This is a genomic window from Pseudomonas atagonensis, assembly GCF_011369485.1.
Lineage (GTDB): Bacteria > Pseudomonadota > Gammaproteobacteria > Pseudomonadales > Pseudomonadaceae > Aquipseudomonas > Aquipseudomonas atagonensis.
In genome coordinates, this window is sequence record NZ_VXCA01000016.1 from 103,370 (window position 1) to 124,501 (window position 21,132).

The 21,132-nt window shown below is 60.5% G+C and carries 16 protein-coding genes and 1 tRNA gene; 13 read left to right on the top strand and 4 right to left on the bottom strand.

The window, feature by feature from the left end:
- Positions 1-2: 2 nt before the first annotated feature.
- The 4 genes from rpsO (at position 3) to F2P67_RS11690 (ending at position 3,309) form a co-directional block, all read left to right on the top strand.
- Positions 3-272: a 30S ribosomal protein S15 gene (rpsO, locus tag F2P67_RS11675; protein WP_011332409.1), complete on the top strand. Its 270-nt coding sequence runs from the start codon at positions 3-5 to the stop codon at positions 270-272.
- Positions 273-465: 193 nt separating this feature from the next.
- Positions 466-2,571: a polyribonucleotide nucleotidyltransferase gene (gene pnp / locus F2P67_RS11680; RefSeq protein ID WP_166220456.1), complete on the top strand. Its 2,106-nt coding sequence runs from the start codon at positions 466-468 to the stop codon at positions 2,569-2,571.
- A 132-nt stretch (positions 2,572-2,703) separates the two neighbouring features.
- A tRNA-Thr gene (locus F2P67_RS11685) sits at positions 2,704-2,779 on the top strand.
- 230 nt (positions 2,780-3,009) lie between these two features.
- Positions 3,010-3,309 (top strand): DUF6388 family protein, encoded by a 300-nt coding sequence (locus F2P67_RS11690; protein WP_166220458.1) that lies wholly within the window; start codon positions 3,010-3,012, stop codon positions 3,307-3,309.
- Positions 3,310-3,397: 88 nt separating this feature from the next.
- Here the strand turns inward: F2P67_RS11690 and nadC are convergent, their stop codons facing one another.
- The gene (nadC, locus tag F2P67_RS11695; RefSeq protein WP_166220460.1) at positions 3,398-4,246 is read right to left on the bottom strand and encodes a carboxylating nicotinate-nucleotide diphosphorylase; all 849 of its coding nucleotides are present in this window, start codon (positions 4,244-4,246) and stop codon (positions 3,398-3,400) included.
- 278 nt (positions 4,247-4,524) lie between these two features.
- Here nadC and F2P67_RS11700 point away from each other — a divergent pair, with 278 nt between their 5' ends.
- The 5 genes from F2P67_RS11700 to F2P67_RS11720 all read left to right on the top strand — a co-directional run bounded on the left by F2P67_RS11700 (position 4,525) and on the right by F2P67_RS11720 (position 10,960).
- Entirely contained in the window at positions 4,525-6,693 is a 2,169-nt protein-coding gene (locus tag F2P67_RS11700) for a DUF1631 domain-containing protein (RefSeq protein ID WP_166220462.1), read from the top strand.
- A 64-nt stretch (positions 6,694-6,757) separates the two neighbouring features.
- Positions 6,758-7,318, top strand: a complete 561-nt coding sequence (ampD, locus tag F2P67_RS11705; RefSeq protein WP_166220464.1) for a 1,6-anhydro-N-acetylmuramyl-L-alanine amidase AmpD — start codon at positions 6,758-6,760, stop codon at positions 7,316-7,318.
- On the top strand, positions 7,315-8,154 hold the full coding sequence (gene ampE, locus F2P67_RS11710) for a regulatory signaling modulator protein AmpE (RefSeq protein ID WP_166220466.1): 840 nt from the start codon (positions 7,315-7,317) through the stop codon (positions 8,152-8,154). Before ampD ends, ampE begins: the two co-directional genes overlap by 4 nt.
- A gap of 200 nt (positions 8,155-8,354) precedes the next feature.
- The gene (locus F2P67_RS11715) at positions 8,355-10,385 is read left to right on the top strand and encodes a methyl-accepting chemotaxis protein (protein WP_166220468.1); all 2,031 of its coding nucleotides are present in this window, start codon (positions 8,355-8,357) and stop codon (positions 10,383-10,385) included.
- A gap of 185 nt (positions 10,386-10,570) precedes the next feature.
- The gene (locus F2P67_RS11720) at positions 10,571-10,960 is read left to right on the top strand and encodes a hypothetical protein (protein ID WP_166220470.1); all 390 of its coding nucleotides are present in this window, start codon (positions 10,571-10,573) and stop codon (positions 10,958-10,960) included.
- Here F2P67_RS11720 and F2P67_RS11725 read toward each other — a convergent pair whose 3' ends face one another.
- Together F2P67_RS11725 and cra are read right to left on the bottom strand one after the other, a co-directional pair.
- Positions 10,961-11,737 (bottom strand): TatD family hydrolase, encoded by a 777-nt coding sequence (locus F2P67_RS11725; protein WP_166220472.1) that lies wholly within the window; start codon positions 11,735-11,737, stop codon positions 10,961-10,963.
- A 3-nt stretch (positions 11,738-11,740) separates the two neighbouring features.
- Positions 11,741-12,736, bottom strand: coding sequence for a catabolite repressor/activator (gene cra / locus F2P67_RS11730; RefSeq protein ID WP_166220474.1), 996 nt, complete (start codon positions 12,734-12,736; stop codon positions 11,741-11,743).
- Between the two features lie 306 nt (positions 12,737-13,042).
- Here cra and ptsP point away from each other — a divergent pair, with 306 nt between their 5' ends.
- The 4 genes from ptsP to F2P67_RS11750 all read left to right on the top strand — a co-directional run bounded on the left by ptsP (position 13,043) and on the right by F2P67_RS11750 (position 20,310).
- A complete protein-coding gene (ptsP, locus tag F2P67_RS11735) occupies positions 13,043-15,904 on the top strand; it encodes a phosphoenolpyruvate--protein phosphotransferase (protein WP_166220476.1) in 2,862 nt (953 codons plus the stop codon).
- Positions 15,904-16,845 carry a 1-phosphofructokinase gene (gene pfkB / locus F2P67_RS11740; RefSeq protein ID WP_166220478.1) on the top strand — a complete coding sequence of 314 codons (942 nt, stop codon included), beginning with the start codon at positions 15,904-15,906 and terminating at the stop codon, positions 16,843-16,845. Before ptsP ends, pfkB begins: the two co-directional genes overlap by 1 nt.
- 11 nt (positions 16,846-16,856) lie before the next feature.
- Positions 16,857-18,590, top strand: coding sequence for a PTS fructose-like transporter subunit IIB (locus F2P67_RS11745; RefSeq protein ID WP_166220480.1), 1,734 nt, complete (start codon positions 16,857-16,859; stop codon positions 18,588-18,590).
- Positions 18,591-18,768: 178 nt separating this feature from the next.
- Positions 18,769-20,310, top strand: a complete 1,542-nt coding sequence (locus tag F2P67_RS11750) for an alkaline phosphatase D family protein (protein WP_166220483.1) — start codon at positions 18,769-18,771, stop codon at positions 20,308-20,310.
- Positions 20,311-20,496: 186 nt separating this feature from the next.
- Here F2P67_RS11750 and F2P67_RS11755 read toward each other — a convergent pair whose 3' ends face one another.
- Positions 20,497-20,865, bottom strand: a complete 369-nt coding sequence (locus F2P67_RS11755) for an endonuclease domain-containing protein (protein ID WP_166220485.1) — start codon at positions 20,863-20,865, stop codon at positions 20,497-20,499.
- Positions 20,866-21,132: the final 267 nt, after the last annotated feature.

Here is a 21,132-nt window from a genome sequence, read left to right on the forward strand (position 1 = left end):
TCATGGCTCTCGACGTTCAAGAAAAAGCTCAAATCGTTGCTGACTACCAGCAAGCTGTTGGTGACACTGGTTCGCCAGAAGTGCAAGTTGCACTGCTGACCGCCAACATCAACAAACTGCAAGGTCACTTCAAGGCCAACGGTAAAGATCACCACTCCCGTCGTGGTCTGATCCGCATGGTTAACCAGCGTCGCAAGCTGCTGGACTACCTGAAAGGCAAGGACGTGAGCCGTTACAGCGCTCTGATCGCTCGCCTGGGTCTGCGTCGCTAATCAGCGATTGCGCTATGAGGTTGGTTGTCTGTCAGACGTCTGCGGTTTTCCGCTGGCGTCCGGCAGGCTCCCAGCCTCAAGTTTTATCTGGATACACGTTTTACCCTGGACAGGCGTTGGGCCGATTCCCGACATTGCCCAAGAATTCGCAAGAAACCAGTTCCCCCAAGAGCCACAAAGAAGGTAGGACACCGTGAACCCGGTAATCAAAAAATTCCAGTTCGGTCAGTCGACCGTTACCCTCGAGACTGGCCGTATCGCCCGTCAGGCCTCCGGCGCAGTATTGGTCACCGTTGACGACGACGTCAGCGTATTGGTGACCGTCGTCGGTGCCAAGCAAGCCGATCCAGGCAAGGGCTTCTTCCCTCTGTCCGTTCACTACCAGGAAAAGACTTACGCTGCCGGTAAGATCCCTGGCGGTTTCTTCAAGCGTGAAGGCCGTCCTTCCGAGAAAGAAACCCTGACTTCCCGACTGATCGACCGTCCGATCCGTCCGCTGTTCCCGGAAGGCTTCATGAACGAAGTGCAGGTTGTCTGCACCGTCGTTTCCACCAGCAAGAAAACCGACCCGGACATCGCTGCGATGATCGGTACTTCGGCTGCCCTGGCCATCTCCGGCATTCCGTTCGACGGTCCGATCGGCGCCGCTCGCGTAGCTTTCCATGAAAGCACCGGCTACCTGCTGAACCCGACCTACGAGCAGCAAGCTGCTTCGAGCCTGGACATGGTCGTTGCCGGTACTTCCGACGCCGTACTGATGGTTGAATCGGAAGCCAAAGAGCTGACCGAAGACCAGATGCTGGGCGCTGTACTGTTTGCTCACGACGAATTCCAGGTCGTGATCAACGCGGTCAAGGAACTGGCGGCCGAAGCGGCCAAGCCAACCTGGACCTGGGCTCCTGCTCCAGAAGCCACTGAACTGCTGGGCGCTATCCGTGCCGAGTTCGGCGACGCAATCTCCCAGGCTTACACCATCACCGTCAAGGCTGACCGCTATGCGCGTCTGGGCGAGCTGAAGGATCAAGTCGTTGCCAAGCTGTCCGGCGAAGAAGGCCAGCCATCGTCCAGCGAAGTCAAAGCGGCTTTCGGCGAAATCGAATACCGCACCGTTCGCGAAAACATCGTTAACGGCAAGCCACGTATCGACGGTCGCGACACCAAAACCGTACGTCCGCTGAACATCGAAGTCGGCGTTCTGCCGAAGACTCACGGTTCGGCGCTGTTCACCCGTGGTGAAACCCAGGCGCTGGTCGTTGCAACGCTGGGCACCGCCCGTGATGCACAGCTGCTGGACACCCTGGAAGGCGAGAAAAAAGACCCGTTCATGCTGCACTACAACTTCCCTCCGTTCTCGGTGGGCGAGTGTGGTCGCATGGGTGGCGCCGGTCGTCGCGAAATCGGTCACGGCCGTCTGGCCCGTCGTTCGGTTTCGGCCATGCTGCCTGCCGCTGACGTGTTCCCGTACACCATCCGTGTAGTGTCGGAAATCACCGAATCCAACGGTTCGAGCTCGATGGCTTCCGTATGCGGCGCTTCCCTGGCCCTGATGGACGCTGGTGTTCCGATGAAGGCGCCGGTTGCCGGTATCGCCATGGGTCTGGTTAAAGAAGGCGAGAAATTCGCCGTCCTGACCGACATCCTCGGTGACGAAGACCACCTGGGCGACATGGACTTCAAAGTAGCCGGTACCGCCAAAGGTGTGACCGCGCTGCAGATGGACATCAAGATCAAGGGCATCACCGAAGAGATCATGGAAATCGCTCTGGGCCAGGCCCTGGAAGCGCGCCTGAATATCCTCGGCCAGATGAACCAGATCATTGGTCAGTCGCGTACCGAACTGTCGGCCAACGCTCCGACCATGATCGCGATGAAAATCGACACCGACAAAATCCGTGACGTTATCGGTAAAGGTGGCGCAACCATCCGTGCGATCTGCGAAGAAACCAAGGCTTCGATCGACATCGAAGACGACGGTTCGATCAAGATCTTCGGCGAAACCAAGGATGCCGCAGAAGCTGCTCGTCAGCGCGTTCTGAGCATCACTGCAGAAGCTGAAATCGGCAAGATCTATGTCGGCAAGGTTGAGCGCATCGTCGACTTCGGCGCATTCGTCAACATCCTGCCGGGCAAGGACGGTCTGGTACACATCTCGATGCTGAGCGACGCTCGCGTAGAGAAAGTGACCGACATCCTGAAAGAAGGCCAGGAAGTGGAAGTGCTGGTACTGGACGTGGACAACCGCGGCCGTATCAAGCTGTCCATCAAAGACGTGGCAGCGGCCAAGGCTTCGGGCGTTTAATCACCCCACCGCCTTAGCGCAATGAAAATGCCCCGCCGTGCAAACGGCGGGGCATTTTTTTGTCTGTCGAAAACTGCGGTGACAAGGCAGCAAGTTGCTGGAGTGCCGGACCGGTGCTAGGTTTAGCCCACCGCCCGTGTAGCTCAGCCGGTAGAGCAGCGCACTCGTAACGCGAAGGTCGCAGGTTCGATTCCTGTCTCGGGCACCACCTCTGCCGTTTTACTTCCCCGTTTATGTTCCGCAGGTCAGCTTTTTGTGGGAGAGATGTAAAGAGCCGTGTAATTCGTCATGCAAACGTCCTATATTCGGTGCCTGCATGAGCATCGCCCAGCAGTTTTCAGATGATCCCGAATGGTTCCGAAGGCCGGACAAATCCGCGTCAGAGAGATCCTTGATGATCCAGATCCATCCTCCATTCTTACGATCAGCGAGAACGCCATGACCGAATTAACTCAAGAGCAACGTCACGAACAAGCGCTGGAGAAATACAAACTCGACGCGCCCCAGCTATTAGAAGAGATCAAAGACCTGAGTCCTGATGATCAGAAGGATCAGATCCAGTGGGCGTTCGAAGACGAAGCCGAAGCCCAGGGCCTGCAGCCATGGGAGCTGACGCTCAAGTACACCAGCACGCCGGATGAGTTCGAGACCCAACGCCTTGTGCTGCATAAAGAAGCGGCTGAAGTGCTGGGTGTCGAGTGGGAAGAGTACTGCGAGATGAACAATCTCGTCGTTTGACGAGAGCTGCCAGCTACAAGCCGCAAGCTACAAGTAAAAGCACAACCGCTTTTGCTTGCAGCTTGTAGCTCGCATCTTGCCGCTGTTCTTAAAGGCTGAGGCGCATCGACAGATCCACGGCTTTGACATCCTTGGTCATCGCACCAATCGAGATGTAATCGACCCCGGTCTCGGCGATCGGCAGCAACGTGCTCTCGTTAATCCCGCCGCTGGCTTCCAGCTTCGCCTTGCCGGCGTTCAGGCGTACGGCTTCACGCATGTCATCGAGGCTCAGTTCATCGAGCATGATGATGTCGGCACCGGCCGCCAAGGCTTCCTTCAGTTCGTCCAGACTCTCCACTTCAATTTCCACCGGTTTGCCCGGGGCGATCTTGTGCGCGGCGGCAATGGCCTGCGCAATGCCACCGCTGGCGGCAATGTGGTTTTCCTTGATGAGGAAAGCATCGTACAGACCGATGCGGTGGTTGTGGCAGCCACCGCAGGTGACCGCGTATTTCTGCGCCAGACGCAGGCCCGGCAAGGTCTTGCGGGTGTCGAGGAGTTTCACCTGAGTGGTGCCGACGAAATCCGCCAGATACTGCGCGCGCGTCGCCACGCCAGACAACAGTTGCAGGAAATTCAGCGCGCTGCGCTCACCGGTCAGCAACGAGCGCGCCGGGCCTTCGAGGTGGAACAGCGGCTGATTCGGTTTGACCCGTTCACCATCGGCCACTTGCCAATGCACCGCCACCCTTGGATCGAGCTGACGAAACACCGCATCGACCCAAGCGGTGCCGCAGATGACGGCGGCGTCGCGGGTGATGATGGTGGCTTTGGCCAGACGTTCGGCCGGGATCAGTTGCGCGGTGATGTCGCCGCTGCCGATGTCTTCGAGCAACGCACGGCGCACGTTGGCTTCGATTTCGGCGGTCAAATCGGCGAGACGTAGATTCGGCATAACGGGCTCCACAAACAAAGTGGCCCGATTATAGGGGTATGGCATCGGCCAACCCAAGGCGAGAAGTCGCGTGCTTGCCTGCATCCGGTCGATTTTCTTTGAGCAAACCCCGTTCTGTCATGGTCACTGGAGGGTGGCCGGGCATAGGGGAAACCCTGACGGCTATAGCGGCGGTGTCACCTTTTACAAGATAATCCGCCTTGCATTTGACGTCATGGCTTTGACGTTCCGGTGCTCGAGGTTGCTCACCGAAAGAATCACCGTTTCAGGAGGCTTGGATGCACAACGACGGGAATGTAGTGCCTTTGCACAAGGCCGCTACCGATCAGGCGATTCACTCGCCGCTCGCCCGCCTGCCTGTGATTCTGCTTCAGGTTCGCGACAAGGCAGCGCAGCAACTGCGCCACGGATTGCAGGAATTGTTCGATAACGCCGACGACACCCTGTTTGAAATGGCGGATCGGGCACGCAACGACGTCGAGCAAAACATCTTTTTTGAAGCCATGCGCGACCTGCGCCTCAAGCGCAAAAACATCGAGCGTGGCTTTCTCGAGCAATTCTTCGAAGCCTTCGTCGGCCTCACTCAACAAGACGCTGCTGCGCACACGTTACCGCCCACACTGATGTTTGAAGAGTCGGCGCCACGCACCGATGACATGGAGCGCAGCGTGGCCGTCGAAAGCATGGTCGGCCGGGTTCTCAAGCGCGACGGCTTTGCCCTTGATCAACTGACCGCGCGGCTCAACGCGCTGCTCGGCAAGCCCCTCGATGACCGGCACAACCCGCTGGGCCCGGCAATGCTCTGCGAGTTCTTCATGCAGGCCGGGCGAAACCTCGGTGTGGAGATCAAGGTCAAGCTGATCCTGCTCAAGCTGTTCGAACGTTATGTGCTGACCGACACCGAGCAACTGTATGCCGAAGCCAATCAACTGCTGCTCGCCACCGGTGTCTTGCCCGAGTTGAAGCCAGCCCCGGCGCGGCGAGCGCTGGATCGTGCGGTGGCCAGCGTACAGCGCGAAGAGAGCGACGAGCCGGCACCCGCCGATGAAGGCGTGCAGGAAGTCTTTGCCGCGTTGCAAGAGTTGTTGCTGCATGTGCGGGGCAGCGTCGCGCCGACCCTGGAATCCAACGTCAGTGTTCAGCCCATCACCACCCGCGACCTGCTGCGCCTGCTCTCGCACCTGCAACAATACGTGCCGGCGCTGGCGGCGCAGGACGATTTCGATCTGCGTAATCAGCTCGAACAGCTGCTGACCCGGGTCAGCGTGAAAAGTGGCAAGTCGCGAGTCGTCGCCGGTGCTGACGAAGATGTGATCAATCTGATCGCCATGGTTTTCGACTGCATGCTCGATGATCGCAACCTGCCGGATTCGCTCAAGGCACTGATTGCCCGTCTGCAGATTCCGATGCTCAAGGTTGCCGTCATCGACAAAAGCTTCTTCAGCCGCAGCAGTCACCCGGCGCGTCGATTGCTCAACGAAATCGCCGAGGCGGCGATGGGCTGGGGCGATTGTGATGGCCAGGCGCGCGACAGCCTGTACCTGCGCATCGAGCAAGTGGTGCAGCGTTTGCTGAGCGATTTTGTCGATGATCCGGCGATTTTCTCCGAGCTGCTGGCGGACTTCCTCGCTTTCACCAGCGACGAGCGCCGTCGCAGCGAATTGCTGGAACAGCGCTTGCGGGATGCCGAAGAGGGACGGGCGAAAACCGAGCTGGCCCGGCGCCGGGTCGAGCGTGCGTTGAATCAGGCGCTGCTGGGTCAAGTCCTGCCGCCGACAGTGGTGGGTTTCGTCCAGCAAGCCTGGAGCAAAGTGCTGCTGCTGACGTGCCTCAAGCATGGTGACCAGTCCGCCGAGTGGCAGGCCGATGTACAAACCATGGAGCAACTGATCTGGAGCGTGCAGCGCCATACCGAAGCAGACGCGGGCCTGCGCTTGCTCGCGCTGGTGCCGGGTTTGCTCAAGGCACTGCGCGATGGCCTGACCAGTTCAGCGTTCGATCCGTTTGCCACCAGCGAGTTTTTCAGCGAACTGGAAGCCCTGCACGTACGAGTGCTGGAACCCGACGTGGGGGCTCAGCCAGTCGACGCCGTGGTCGAAGTTTCGCAGCAGATTGTGTTGAGCGACGAGGGGGGCGCGGCTGCGGCAGCGCTGCCCCGTGACGATGCAGGTCTGCGTCAGGTCGAGCAATTGCGTCTGGGCAGTTGGGTGGCGTTTCAGGAGGACGAAGAGCACACCCTGCGCTGCAAACTCGCGGCGATCATCGAAGTCACCGGCCAGTACGTGTTCGTCGATCGAACCGGTATGAAAGTGCTTGAACGCAGCCGCGTCGATCTGGCCCTGGAATTGCGCCGTGGCACCGCGCGTGCGCTGGACGACACCTTGCTGTTCGACCGCGCGCTGGAGTCGGTGCTGGGCAATCTGCGGCGACTCAATCACGCCAAGTGATCGCGCGGCGGGGGCCGATCACGGCATACTGGGCGCCAACACAGTCGGCGTTGAAGGAATCGGTATGCAGTTGGATCCCGCTAGCGGGTGGTGTCACGGGGTGAAAGTCTGCCCATCGCCCAACTTCAATGAACGCCCTGCGGGCGAAATTTCCCTGTTGGTGATCCACAACATCAGCCTGCCGCCGGCGCAATTTGCCACCGGCAAGGTGCAGGAGTTTTTCCAGAACCGTCTGGACGTCACCGAACATCCCTACTTTGCGGGAATTGCCGACCTGCGGGTCTCGGCGCATTTTCTGATCGAACGTGACGGCCGCGTCACCCAGTTTGTCTCCTGTCTTGAACGGGCGTGGCATGCCGGCGTGTCGGTATTCGAGGGGCGCGAAACCTGTAACGATTTTTCCGTGGGCATCGAGCTCGAAGGCACCGATGAACTGCCGTTCACCGATGCGCAGTATCAAGCGTTGACGGCGCTGACGCGCCAGTTGCAAAGGGCATTTCCGGCTATCACCGGCGCTCGCATTTGCGGGCACAGCGACATCGCACCCGGGCGCAAGACCGATCCTGGCCCGGCATTCGACTGGGCGCGTTACCGCGCAGCCCTGGCACAAGAGGAAGGACAATGAGTTTTCTGGTGTTACTGCTGGCGGTCTGGATCGAGAAGTTCTCGGCCCTGCGCCATCGGGTTCAACGCGATGGCGGATGGATCCGCGAACTGCACAAACTCGAAAGCAACGAGCGACTGGCGACACAGCCATGGCTGGTGCTGACGATTCTGGTGTTGTTGCCGGTGGCCCTGCTGGGATTGTTGCTGGTGGTACTGGAGCCGGTGGCCTATGGCTTGCTGGCCCTGCCGGTGCATTTGCTGGTGGTGATTTACAGCCTGGGGCGTGGTGACTTGCTCGGTGGTCTGGGGCCGTTTCGCGATGCCTGGCGCCGTGAAGACCTGCAAGCGGCGGCGCATGTTGCCAAGCGTGACCTGAATATCTGCGCCGACAGCGGCGAGCAATTGCTCGACCGGGTGCAAGGGCACTTGTTGTGGCAGGCCTATCAAAGCTTCTTCGCGGTGATTTTCTGGTACTTCGTGCTAGGCCCGGTGGCGGCGCTGGCCTACCGTTTGCTGGCGCTGGCCGAAGAACACGGGCAAAACCCGGCGCTGGTCGAGCGTGCTGCGCAGTTGCGCCATGCTTTCGACTGGCTGCCGGTGCGCCTGCTGGCGGCGAGTTTTGCCTTGGTCGGCAACTTTGTCGCGGTCAGCCGGGTGATGCTGCATGAGTTGCTGAACTGGAACATCAGCGCGGCGCACCTGATCAACAAGGTCGGCCTGGCCGCCGGTGAAATTCCGCCGCCGGTTGTCGGCCCGGAAGGCATCACCACCCTCGATTGCCTGTGGGAACTGCTGCTGCGCGCTGCCGTGCTGTGGTATGCCGGTTTTGCCTTGTGGACAGTCCTGATCCACTGACTGATTCCACAGATATTCATTGTGGTGAGGGGGCCAAGCCCCTTCCCCACAAGATGTACGGCCCGTGCAGCGTAGTCGTTAACCTTAAGTTACAAAACCTCCCTTCGATTTGAGCTATACAGAGATGGCGCCCGATAGTGGCTATCTGCTGTCGCCTCGCGCCTGCCAATAAAAACAAGAAAAACCAAGGGAGACTTCCAGTGAAGAGCTTGCTCTATCCCGCCGTCTCGCTGATGAACCGTCTGAGCTTCGGTATGAAGTTCAGCTTGATCAGCGTGCTGTTCCTGGTGCCGATGCTGGTGACCAATTTCTATCTGGTGCGCGATTCCTATCGCGAATTCCAGGGCACTCGGGTCGAACTGCAAAGCCTCGATGTGCTCGGCAGCAGCCTGACCCTACGCCGGGATCTGGAGACCCTCAACAACCTGGTGCAGATCAACGTCACCCTCGGCCAGTCCGGTAAGGCCGGAAACGTCGAAGCGCAAATCACCAGCCTCGAACAAGCGGTGCTGACGCGTCTGCAAGGGCTGGCCGCGATGACCGACGATCCCGAGCAGATCAAGGTGTTCGACGGCAAACGCGATGAAATGATTGCCGCGTTCAAGGCCCAGCAGGTGGAAAACTCGCTGCAAAGCAAAAGTGCGCTGATTGGCAAGTTGGTGGCCAGTGCGCAGATTTTCAGTCAGATCATCACCAGTCAGGCGGGCCTGAGCCGGGACAACCAGAGCGACATCCGTCAGCTCAGTGAACTGATCACCCTGATCACGCCGACTGTGACGCAAACCCTCGGCGAAGGCCGGGCCATGGGTTCGTACTCGCTGGGGCAGGGCTTTCTCAACAGTGCGTCGAGCACGCGCTTCGATGAGCTGTTGGTGCAACTCGAAAAACTCCATGCCGAATACGGCCTGAAATTGCAGGACGCCCTCGGCTCCAGCAAAGCCGCGCGTGAAACCCTCAGTGTTCAGGCCGATAGCAGCAAGGCAACGCTCAAGCAGGCCAGCGAGCTTTTTGAGGAGCAAGTCGTGGTCGCTGACACCCTCGATGCTCCGTGGCAGGCGTTTTATGATCAGGTCACCGGGCTGATGGACAAGACGTATCAGCTCAACGAAGCAACGCTGAAATTCCTCGACACGCAACTGCAGCAGCGTCTGACGCAGAACCGCACGCACATGGTCTTGCAGGCCGTGGCGCTGTCGGTGGTCTTTGTGCTGATTTTCTATCTCTACGGCGGCTTCTACGCCTCGACCCGCACCACGCTCAAGCGTCTGGGCGCGATGATGGACAAGGTGGCGGCGGGCGACATGACGGTCAACTTCAAGGCCAACAGCCGCGATGAGCTGGGCGAGTTGGGCGAAGTGTTCAACGGCACGGTGAAGAAGATTCACGACTTGATCGAACGGGTCGGCCAGACCGTCGGCGAGGTCGAGCGTCAGGCCGGGCAGGTCGAAAATGTCTCGGCACAAAGCAATCAGGCCGTTGCCGGGCAGCGTACACAGATCGAGCAAGTGGCGACGGCGATGAATCAGATGTCGGCGACCTCCCAGGAAGTGGCCCGCAGCGCGGCGGCTGCGGTGAGCAGCGCGCACAGCGTCAACGATGAAACCATCAGCGGACGTGGGCTGGTGGAGTCGCAGCAGGGCAGCATTGCCGCGCTGGCCAGCGAGATTGATCAGTCAGTGCTGGTGATCAATCAACTGGCGAGTGACAGCCAATCGATCAGTCGTGTGCTGGAAGTTATCAAAAGCATCGCCGAGCAGACCAACCTGCTGGCGCTCAACGCCGCCATCGAAGCGGCGCGGGCGGGTGAGCAGGGACGCGGTTTCGCCGTGGTGGCGGACGAAGTGCGCACACTGGCCAAACGCACCCAACAATCGACCGAAGAAATCGAACAGATGATCGCCAAATTGCATGGCGGTGTCGGTGCAGCGGTGAAGGCCATGGGCGTCAGTCATCAGATGGCCAATGGCACGGTGGGCCAGTCGGAAAAGGTCCAGCAGGCGCTGGAAAACATCCTCGGTGCTGTCGGCATGATCGTTGATCAGAACCAGCAGATTGCCGCGGCCGTCGAACAGCAAACCGCTGTGGCCCACGATATTGACCAGAACATCGTCGAAATCAACCGCGCCGGGGAGCGCACGGCGCAAGGCGCACATCAGACCGAAGACGCCAGTCGGGCGTTGTCGGCGCAGGTGGTGGAGCTAAAACAGCTGATCAGCGCATTCCGTGTCTGACTGCGGTCGACGGATCAAAAAGTGGGAGCGGGCTCGCTCCCACAAGGTTCAGGCGTTTTCAGAAACTTTTGTAATACTTTTCCACTTTCAGTCGTAGGCCGAATCCTGTTTTTCTCCCGGCTCTGGCTTTTCGTCATCAATGAGCCAGTATCTCTGTTCATCTGATCGCGTAGAGGAGGCCGCTCATGTCCGTTGCAACCCTGGGAGTCCAGGGCCGCTGTGCCCATTGCGCGCAGACGCTGGTGCTCAAGCCCTGGCAACTCAACGCCATCGCGATCAACGAATCATTCACCTGCGAACACTGTCAGCAAGCCCTGGAGCTGCGTTGCCCCCAGCAGATCAAGCGCTTCAAGTCGCTCGATTCGCTGGCGTTGTTGCGCTTCAGCGCGTCGGTGACGGTGTGCACCGCGTTGCTGGTGGCGTTGGTGATGGAGTGGGTGGGGCTGCTCAGTGTCACCGAACAGTTGAATGCCTCGCTGATCACGATTTTCGTGTACTTCGTGGTCGTTCGTTATGCGCGCCATCGTCAGCACATGACGCTGATTCTCGAGGCCGCCAAGGCTCACGCCGACTGATTACCAGCCAAACACAGCGCAGCTGTTGGCGGTGCTGGCAGTGGCCAACTGCTGCGGGCTGATCTTCATCAATCCGGCCAGTGCCGCACAGATCGCCGGCAGGTGTGCCGGGCTGTTGCGCTGGCCGGGGAACATCGCGGGCGCCATGTCCGGTGAGTCGGTTTCCAGCACAATCGAGTCCAGCGGCAAATCCGCCAGCACCCGATGCATGCGCAACGCCTGTGGCCAGGTCGGCGCGCCGCCCAAGCCGAGTTTGAAACCGAGTCTGAGGTACTCGCGCGCTTCTTCACGGCTGCCGGCGAACGCGTGGATGATCCCGGCCCGCTTGAGTTTGAAACGCTTGAGTGTGGCAATCACTGCCGCGTGGCTTCGGCGCACATGGATCAGCGCCGGCAAATTGAAATCCGCCGCCACTTGCAGCTGCGCTTCGAACAGCGCCTGCTGCCGTTCGCGGTCGAGGGTTTCGATGAAGTAGTCCAGACCAATCTCGCCCACCGCGCACAATTGGCGATGACCGCGTAATCGCGTCAGCCAGTCGCCAAGCGCCTGCAAATCTTCGGGGCGATGCTGATCGAGATACACCGGATGCAAACCGAACGCCGCGTACAAGTCAGCGTCGCTTTGCACCAGATCCCACACCCGTTGCCAGTTAGCTTCATAGACACCCAACACCACTATCCGCCGCACCCCGAGGGTGCGGCTTTCGGCCAGTAACGCCGAGCGATCGGCGTCGAAGTCGGGGAAGTCGAGGTGAGTGTGGGTGTCGATCAGCTCCACGGTTCAGTCCCGGTGAATACGCTGCTTGAAGGTCCGCGCGATGGCTTGCACCCCCGGCTTGTATTCCGATTGTTCAACGGCGGCCAGCGCCAGCTCCAGCGCCTTGTCGGCGATCAACTGGTGCTGCTGGGCCATGGCGTTGACCGGCAGCGGCAGGAAGTCCAGCAACTGCGTATCGCCGAAGGTGCCGAGGCGCAACGGGCGGGATTTCAGCGGGAAGTCATGCAGCGCATCGAACACACCCTGCAACAGCACGTAGGAAGTGGTTACCAGCGCATCCGGCAAATGCCCCAGACGTTGCAGGAGTTCTTCCATCAATTGCTTGCCGCATTCACGGCTGAAGGACTCGGCGTGCTCGATCAGCACTTCGCCTTTGAACTCGCCCAGCGCTTGCTTGAAGCCGGCGGCACGTTCCTGGCTGATGCTCAGTTCCGGACGGGCGCCGAGCAGCACGATCTGTTTTGGCTGCGGATCGAGCAGGCTTTGCGTGAGGTGCAGGCTGGCTTCGCGGTCGTCACTGATCACCGAGCAGAAATGCTCAGGGTCCATGACCCGGTCGATAGCGATGATCGGCGTGCCCTTGGCCTGCAACTGACGATAACTGTCATCACCGGCCGGCAGGCAACTGGCGACAATCAACGCATCGCAGCGCCGGGCGCGGAACAGTTGCAGCAACTGGCGTTCGCTGTCCGGCGCGTCGTCGGAACTGGCGATCAGCAACTGATAACCGCGTGCTCGTGCGCCTTGTTCCAGCAATTTGGCGATTCGTGCGTAACTGGGGTTTTCCAGATCCGGCAGAATAAAACCCAGCGTGCGCGTGTGCCGGCTGCGCAGCCCGGCCGCTTGTGGATTGGGCGTAAAGCCGTGCAGGTCGACTACCGCGCGCACGCGTTCGACGGTCGCGTTGCTGATGCGCTGCTGTTCGGCCTTGCCATTGATGACGTAGCTGGCGGTGGTCACGGACACTCCGGCCAACCGCGCGATATCACTGAGTTTCAACCCGGGATTTCCTTGTTGTTTCGAGCATGCCGCGAGATTTTCGCCAATCCTACCCGATTAGGGCAGACGACTTATTGCCTACGCGCATCCGACAAGTTGGACTTCAAGGATGGGACATTATCGAGTAACGTGCCGATCAATCTAGATTAAACGTTTCAGCAAGCGTATTTTCTACGTTTTAGACGCCTTTGGCCGGTTCTGCCGTGAAACCGCCAAAACTGCCGCTGAAAAGCAGGCTGCCCAGCGCCTAAGCTGCAACCATTGAAAACAATACCTGGCGTCATCAGGCGCCAAAAAGGAGATCGCATGCTCGAGCTCACTATAGAGCAGATATCCATGGGCCAATCGGCTGTGGATAAATCCGCTGCCCTGCAATTGCTGGCCAGTCATCTGGTGGCCGATGGCCTGGTCGCTGATGGTTATCTCAGCGGGTTGCAGGCGCGGGAAGCCCAGGGCTCGACCTTTCTCGGTCAAGGAATCGCTATTCCCCACGGTACGCCCGAGACCCGCGATCAGGTGTTCGCCACCGGCGTGCGCCTGATGCAGTTTCCCGAAGGCGTGGATTGGGGCGATGGCCAGATCGTTTATCTGGCGATCGGCATTGCGGCGAAATCCGATGAACACCTGCGTCTCCTGCAACTGCTGACCCGTGCCCTCGGCGAGACCGATCTTGGCCAGGCGCTGCGTCGCGCCAGTTCGCCCGAAACACTGCTGAAACTGTTGCAAGGCGCGCCGCAGGAATTGGCACTGGATGCGCAGATGATCGGCCTTGGCGTCGCCGCTGACGATTTCGAGGAGTTGGTCTGGCGCGGTGCGCGTCTGCTGCGTCAGGCCGATTGTGTGAGCAACGGTTTTGCCGGCGTCTTGCAACAAGTTGAAGCGCTGCCGCTGGGCGATGGTTTGTGGTGGCTGCACAGCGAACAAACCGTGAAGCGTCCGGGGTTGGCGTTCGTGACGCCGGACAAACCGATTCGCTATCTCGGCCAACCGCTGAGCGGCTTGTTCTGTCTGGCCAGTCTTGGCGAGGCGCATCAGGCCTTGCTCGAACGTCTGTGCGCATTGCTCATCGAAGGTCGCGGCCATGAATTGGGTCGCGCCACCAGTAGTCGTAAAGTCCTCGAAGTGCTCGGCGGTGAGTTGCCCGCCGACTGGCCGAGCGCCCGCATTGCGTTGGCCAACGCCCATGGCCTGCACGCGCGGCCGGCGAAAATTCTGGCGCAACTGGCGAAGCGTTTTGACGGCGAAATCCGTGTGCGCATCGTCGACAGCCAGGACAGCGCGGTATCGGTGAAGAGCTTGAGCAAACTGCTCAGTCTCGGCGCCCGCCGTGGTCAGGTGCTGGAGTTGATCGCCGAGCCGGGCATCGCCGCCGACGCGTTGCCGACCTTGCTCGCCGCCATCGAGGAAGGCCTCGGCGAAGAGGTCGAGCCGTTGCCTGCCGTGAGCCAGCAACGCGAAGTCATCACCGAGATGGCCGAAGTCGTCGTCGCACCTGCATCCGGTAGCCTGTTGCAAGCAATTCCCGCCGCTCCCGGCGTTGCTATCGGCCCGGCGCACATTCAAGTGCAGCAAACCATCGAATACCCGTTGCGTGGCGAATCCGCCGCCATCGAGCGCGAGCGTCTCAAGCAAGCCTTGGCCGATGTGCGTGCGGACATCCAAGGCTTGATCGAGCGCAGCAAAGCCAAAGCCATCCGCGAGATTTTCATCACCCACCAGGAAATGCTCGACGACCCGGAACTCACCGACGAAGTCGACACCCGCCTCAAGCAAGGCGAGAGCGCTGAAGCGGCGTGGATGGCGGTGATCGAAGCCGCGGCGAAACAACAAGAGTCGCTGCAGGATGCCTTGCTCGCCGAACGTGCTGCGGATTTGCGCGACATCGGTCGCCGCGTGCTGGCGCAACTGTGTGGCGTGCAGACGCCGAGCGAGCCTGAGCAACCGTACATTCTGGTGATGGACGAAGTCGGCCCGTCCGATGTTGCACGGCTCGATCCGGCGCGGGTGGCGGGGATCCTCACCGCTCGCGGCGGCGCCACGGCGCACAGCGCAATCGTCGCCCGTGCCCTCGGCATTCCGGCGCTGGTCGGGGCTGGCGCAGCGGTGTTGCTGCTGGCACCGGGCACGCCGTTGCTGCTCGACGGCCAGCGCGGTCGCCTGCACATCGACGCTGATTCGGCAACGCTGCAACGCGCCACTGAAGAACGCGACACGCGCGAGCAGCGACTCAAGGCTGCCGCCGAACAACGCCATCATCCGGCGCACACCACCGACGGTCACGCGGTTGAAGTGTTCGCCAATATCGGCGAAAGCGCCGGGGTGATCAGCGCGGTGGAGCAGGGCGCCGAGGGCATCGGTCTGCTGCGCACCGAACTGATTTTCATGGCTCACCCGCAAGCGCCGGACGAGGCCACGCAAGAAGCCGAATATCGCCGCGTCCTCGACGGTCTCGCCGGTCGCCCATTGGTAGTTCGTACGCTGGACGTTGGCGGTGACAAACCGCTGCCGTATTGGCCGATCGCCAAGGAAGAAAACCCGTTCCTCGGCGTGCGCGGCATTCGCCTGACTTTGCAGCGCCCACAGATCATGGAGGCGCAATTGCGTGCCTTGCTGCGTGCGGCGGACAACCGGCCGCTGCGGATCATGTTCCCGATGGTCGGCAGCGTCGAAGAGTGGCGGCAGGCCCGCGACATGACTGAACGTCTACGCCTGGAAATCCCGGTCGCCGACCTGCAACTCGGGATCATGATTGAAGTGCCGTCCGCTGCATTGCTGGCGCCGGTGCTGGCCAAAGAAGTCGACTTCTTCAGTGTCGGCACCAACGACCTGACCCAATACACCCTGGCCATTGACCGTGGTCATCCGACCCTCTCGGCGCAGGCTGACGGCTTGCACCCGGCGGTGCTGCAACTGATCGACATCACCGTGCGCGCGGCCCACGCCCATGGCAAATGGGTCGGCGTGTGCGGCGAGCTGGCGGCGGATCCGCTGGCGGTGCCGGTGCTGGTTGGTCTGGGTGTTGATGAGCTCAGCGTGTCCGGTCGCAGCATTGCCGAAGTCAAAGCGCGTATCCGCGAACTCAGCCTGACCCAGGCGCAAACCCTTGCTCAACAAGCCCTCAGCGTGGGCAGCGCCAACGAAGTGCGTGCATTAGTGGAGGCCCTGTAATGGCCAGAATTCTTACCCTGACCCTCAACCCGGCGCTGGACCTCACGGTCGAGCTGTCACGCCTGGACGCCGGTCAGGTCAACCGCAGCGACGAGATGCACACCCACGCCGCCGGCAAAGGAGTGAACGTCGCGCAGGTGCTGGCCGACCTTGGCCATCAACTGACGGTCAGCGGGTTTCTCGGCGAAGACAACCTGCAAGCGTTCGAAACCCTGTTCACCAAACGCGGCTTTGTCGACGCGTTCATCCGCGTGCCGGGCGAGACGCGCAGCAACATCAAAGTCGCTGAACAGGACGGTCGCATCACTGATATCAACGGCCCGGGGCCGGTGGTCGATGCAGCGGCGCAGCAAGCACTGCTTGAACGTCTGGAGCAGATCGCGCCGGGTCATGACGCGGTGGTGGTCGCCGGCAGCTTGCCACGCGGCGTCACGGCGCAGTGGTTGCGTGAACTGATTGAGCGACTGAGTCAGCTCGGTCTGAAAGTCGCCCTCGACAGCAGCGGAGAAGCCTTGCGTGCTGCATTGCAGGCCAGTCCGTGGCTGATCAAACCGAACACCGAAGAACTCGCCGACGCCCTCGGTTGCGAGGTGGTTTCCCACGCGGCCGAGGCGCAGGCAGCGGCGCGATTACACGCTCAAGGTATCGAGCATGTGGTGATCTCCCACGGTGCTGACGGTGTGAACTGGTTCAGCGTCGGCTCGGCATTGCACGCGACGCCGCCGAAAGTCAGTGTCGCCAGCACCGTGGGTGCCGGTGATTCCTTGCTGGCCGGCATGCTCCACGGTTTGCTTCGCGCCGACACGCCCGAGCAAACCCTGCGCACGGCCACGGCGATTGCGGCAATGGCAGTCACCCAGATCGGTATTGGCATCAACGACAGCGCGCAACTGGCGCCGCTCGAGCAGGGCGTGCGCGTGCGCCCCCTGACAGAACAATAAGAGGGTTTGTCATGAAGTTAGCCATTGTTACGGCTTGCCCGAACGGCATGGTCACCAGTGTGCTATGCGCGCGTTTGCTCGATGCCGCGGCTCAGCGTCAGGGCTGGAGCACCAGTGTCGAAGTGGTCGACGCGGCGCACCCGGAACGCGAGTTGTCGGCGGCAACCATCGAGGCGGCGGAGTGGGTGTTACTGGTGGCCACCGGTGACGTCGACATGACGCGTTTCATCGGTAAGCGCGTGTTCCGCATTGCTCCGGCGCAGGCGCTGCAGGATGTCGAAGCGGTGCTGCGTCGCGGTGCTGAAGAGGCGCAAGTCTACGTGGCTGCCGAGGCTGCGCCGGATGCGATTGCTCAGCGTTCGCCGCGCATTGTGGCGATCACCGCGTGCCCGACAGGAGTCGCCCATACGTTCATGGCCGCCGAAGCGTTGCAGCAAACCGCCAAGCGTCTGGGCTATGAACTGCAAGTCGAAACCCAAGGCTCTGTCGGTGCGAAAACGCCGCTCAGTGCAACGGCGATTGCCGAGGCTGACGTGGTGCTGCTGGCGGCGGATATCGAAGTCGCCACCGAGCGCTTTGCCGGCAAAAAAATCTACCGTTGTGGCACCGGGATTGCGCTGAAGCAGTCGGAATCCACGTTGAAAAAAGCCCTGGCCGAAGGTCAGGTGGAAAGCGCTGCCAGCGACGGAAAAGTCCCGGCCAAATCAGAGAAAACCGGTGTCTATAAACACCTGCTGACGGGTGTGTCGTTCATGCTGCCGATGGTGGTGGCGGGCGGCCTGATGATCGCGTTGTCGTTTGTCTTCGGCATTACCGCGTTCAAGGAAGAAGGCACGCTGGCGGCGGCGCTGATGCAGATCGGCGGCGAGACTGCGTTCAAGTTGATGGTACCGCTGCTGGCCGGTTACATCGCCTACTCGATTGCCGACCGTCCGGGGCTGGCGCCGGGGATGATTGGCGGGCTCTTGGCGAGCACTCTGGGCGCTGGATTTATCGGCGGCATCGTCGCCGGATTTATCGCCGGTTACGCGGCCAAGTTGATCAGCCGTTACGTGGCGCTTCCGCACAGTCTGGAAGCGTTGAAACCGATCCTGATCATCCCGCTGTTTGCCAGTCTGATTACCGGTCTGGTGATGATCTACGTGGTTGGCAAGCCAGTGGCGGGAATGCTCGCCGCGCTCACGCATTTCCTCGACAGCATGGGCACCACCAACGCGATCCTGCTCGGCGTGTTGCTGGGTGGCATGATGTGCGTCGACCTCGGTGGGCCGATCAACAAAGCGGCGTATGCATTTTCGGTGGGGCTGCTGGCGTCGCAAAGTTACGCGCCGATGGCCGCGACCATGGCGGCTGGCATGGTGCCGCCGATTGGTCTGGGCATTGCCACGTTCATCGCCCGACGCAAGTTCGCCCAGACTGAGCGCGAGGCTGGCAAAGCGGCGCTGGTGCTGGGGCTGTGTTTTATCTCCGAAGGGGCGATTCCGTTTGCCGCGAAAGACCCATTGCGGGTGATCCCGGCGAGCATTGCCGGCGGTGCGCTGACCGGTGCGTTGTCGATGTATTTCGGCTGCAAATTGATGGCGCCGCACGGCGGGTTGTTTGTGCTGGCGATTCCCAACGCGATCAATCACGCATTGCTGTATTTGCTGGCGATTGTTGCGGGGAGTTTGTTGACGGCCGTCGTGTACGCAACGGTCAAACGGCCTGAGGCCGTTGAACTGGCGCTGGAGCCTGCCAAAGCCTGACACAAATCCCCTGTGGGAGCGGGCTTGCTCGCGAAGGCGTCGTGTCAGTCGATATTTCTTTGACTGATGCACCGCTTTCGCGAGCAAGCCCGCTCCCACTTTTGGTTTTGTGTTGTGGCTGGTGTCATGGCGAGTTCACACAGCCGTGCTTAAGTTTTCCTTTTTCAGGGAGAACACCATGAGCGATTTCAATCCCGGTCGCCGGCGCGTGATACAAGTGGTCGGCGCCGGTCTGCTGATGCCGGGGCTGGCGCCGGCGGTTATCGCCTCGGTCAAGGATCGGCCACAACTCACTGACGGTGTGCAGTCCGGCGACCTGCAAGGCGACCGCGCGATGATCTGGAGTCGCAGCGATCGCCCCGCACGGATGGTGGTCGAGTGGGACACGCGCAGTCAGTTTCGCAGTCCGCGGCGGGTGGTCTCGGCGCTCGCCGATGCGCGCAGCGACTTTACTGCCCGTGTCGAACTCAGTGGGCTGCCTGCCGATCAGGCGATTTTCTATCGGGTGTATTTCAAGGACGCGCAAACCGGTGTCACCAGTGAACCTTGGCTCGGCCATTTGCGCAGCGCCCCGACGGCGCGGCGCAATATCCGTTTCGTCTGGAGCGGCGACACCGTTGGCCAGGGCTTCGGCATCAATCCGGACATCGGTGGCATGCGCATCTACGAGGCCATGCGTTTGCGCCTGCCGGACTTCTTTATCCACAGCGGCGATACCATCTACGCCGACGGCCCGGTGCCGGCACAACTGACCACCGAGGGTGGCCGCGTGTGGCGCAACATCACCACGGAAGCGAAGAGCAAAGTCGCCCAGACCCTCGACGACTACCGCGGCAATTATCGCTACAACCTGATGGACGAAAACATTCGTCGCTTCAACGCTGAAGTGCCGCAGATCTGGCAGTGGGACGACCATGAAGTGGTCAATAACTGGTCGCCGGGCAAACAGCTTGACGAGCGCTATCAGGAGAAAGATATCCACACCCTGGTCGGCCGTGCGCGCAAGGCCTGGCTGGAATACTCGCCGATGCGCTTGCAGGCTGCCGATGGCGGCGGACGCATTTATCGCAAGCTCGGTTACGGGCCGATGCTCGATGTGTTCGTGCTCGACATGCGCAGTTATCGCGGTGCGAACGACGACAACCTCGGTGCGGCAAAACCGTTCCTCGGGCGTGAGCAACTGGACTGGCTCAAGCGCGGGTTGAAGCACTCCAAAGCGCAGTGGAAGGTGATTGCCGCCGACATGCCGATTGGCCTTGGCGTGCCGGATGGCGAGGTCAGTCCGGGTGTGCCGCGTTGGGAAGCGGTGGCCAACGGTGATCCCGGTCCCGCCCAGGGGCGCGAGTTGGAGATCGCTGAATTACTCGGTTTCCTGCGCGCGCAGCAGGTGCGCAATTTCGTCTTTCTGACGGCAGACGTGCATTACTGCGCGGCGCATCACTATCACCCGGATCGCGCGGCGTTTCAGGATTTCGAACCGTTCTGGGAGTTTGTTGCCGGGCCGTTGAATGCCGGGAGTTTCGGGCCCAATCCGCTGGATAAAACCTTTGGCCCGGAAGTGGTCTTCGAGAAAGCGCCACCGACCCAAAACGCTTCGCCGTTTGCCGGGTTTCAGTTTTTTGGTGAAGTGAATATTGAAGGACAGAGCGGGGAGATGAGTGTGGTGTTGCGGGATTTGAATGGGGTGGCGGTGTTTGAGAAAAAACTGCAGCCGGTTTGAATTGCAGAACGTCAAAAGCCAACCCTCACCCCGGCTCTCTCCCGGAAGAAGAGGGGGCCGACTGAGGTGTCTTGAGTCATTCGCCGACCTGAAAAACTGAATCGATTATGGATTTTGGTGAAGCATTTCAGGTCGGCATAGATCTACATCATCCCCCAATCAGTCCCCTCTCCCCCCGGGAGAGGGTTAGGGTGAGGGGCTTTTCCGATCTGCCGCAATTCTAATGATCTGCTCCAGCACATCATCCATCTGCTGCATCACCTCCAGATTGCTAAACCGCACAACTTCAATTCCCTGACGTCGCAGGAAAAGCGTCCGACGCTGGTCGTGAATCACACCCGTTGGTTCGTAGTGCTGACCACCGTCCAGTTCGATGGCGAGCTTAAGTTCGACGCAATAGAAATCCAGCACATAAGGCGGACACGGAAACTGCCGGCGGAATTTCAGATTGGCGATCTGGCGCGAGCGCAGTCTTTGCCAGAGCAGGTGTTCGCAGTCGGTTTGGTGGGTGCGTAAATGGCGGGCGAATTGCGCGAGGGTAGGGCGGTTTTGCATGCTTCACGATCCTTGTGAAGTGGCTGGAGATTTCACTGTAGTTCACAACCCTCACCCCAGCCCTCTCCCGGAGGGAGAGGGAGCCTACGGAGTTGTTTCAGGTTGTACATCGACCTGAAAGACTGAGTCGATTATGGATTCGGCACAGCGCTCTCATATCGACGTTGGATTCAGCAAAGCGTTTTTCAGGTCGGCGTAACTCTGCAGCATCCCCCAATCAGTTCCCTCTCACACCGGGAGAGGGTTAGGGTGAGGGAGTCTTCGGCG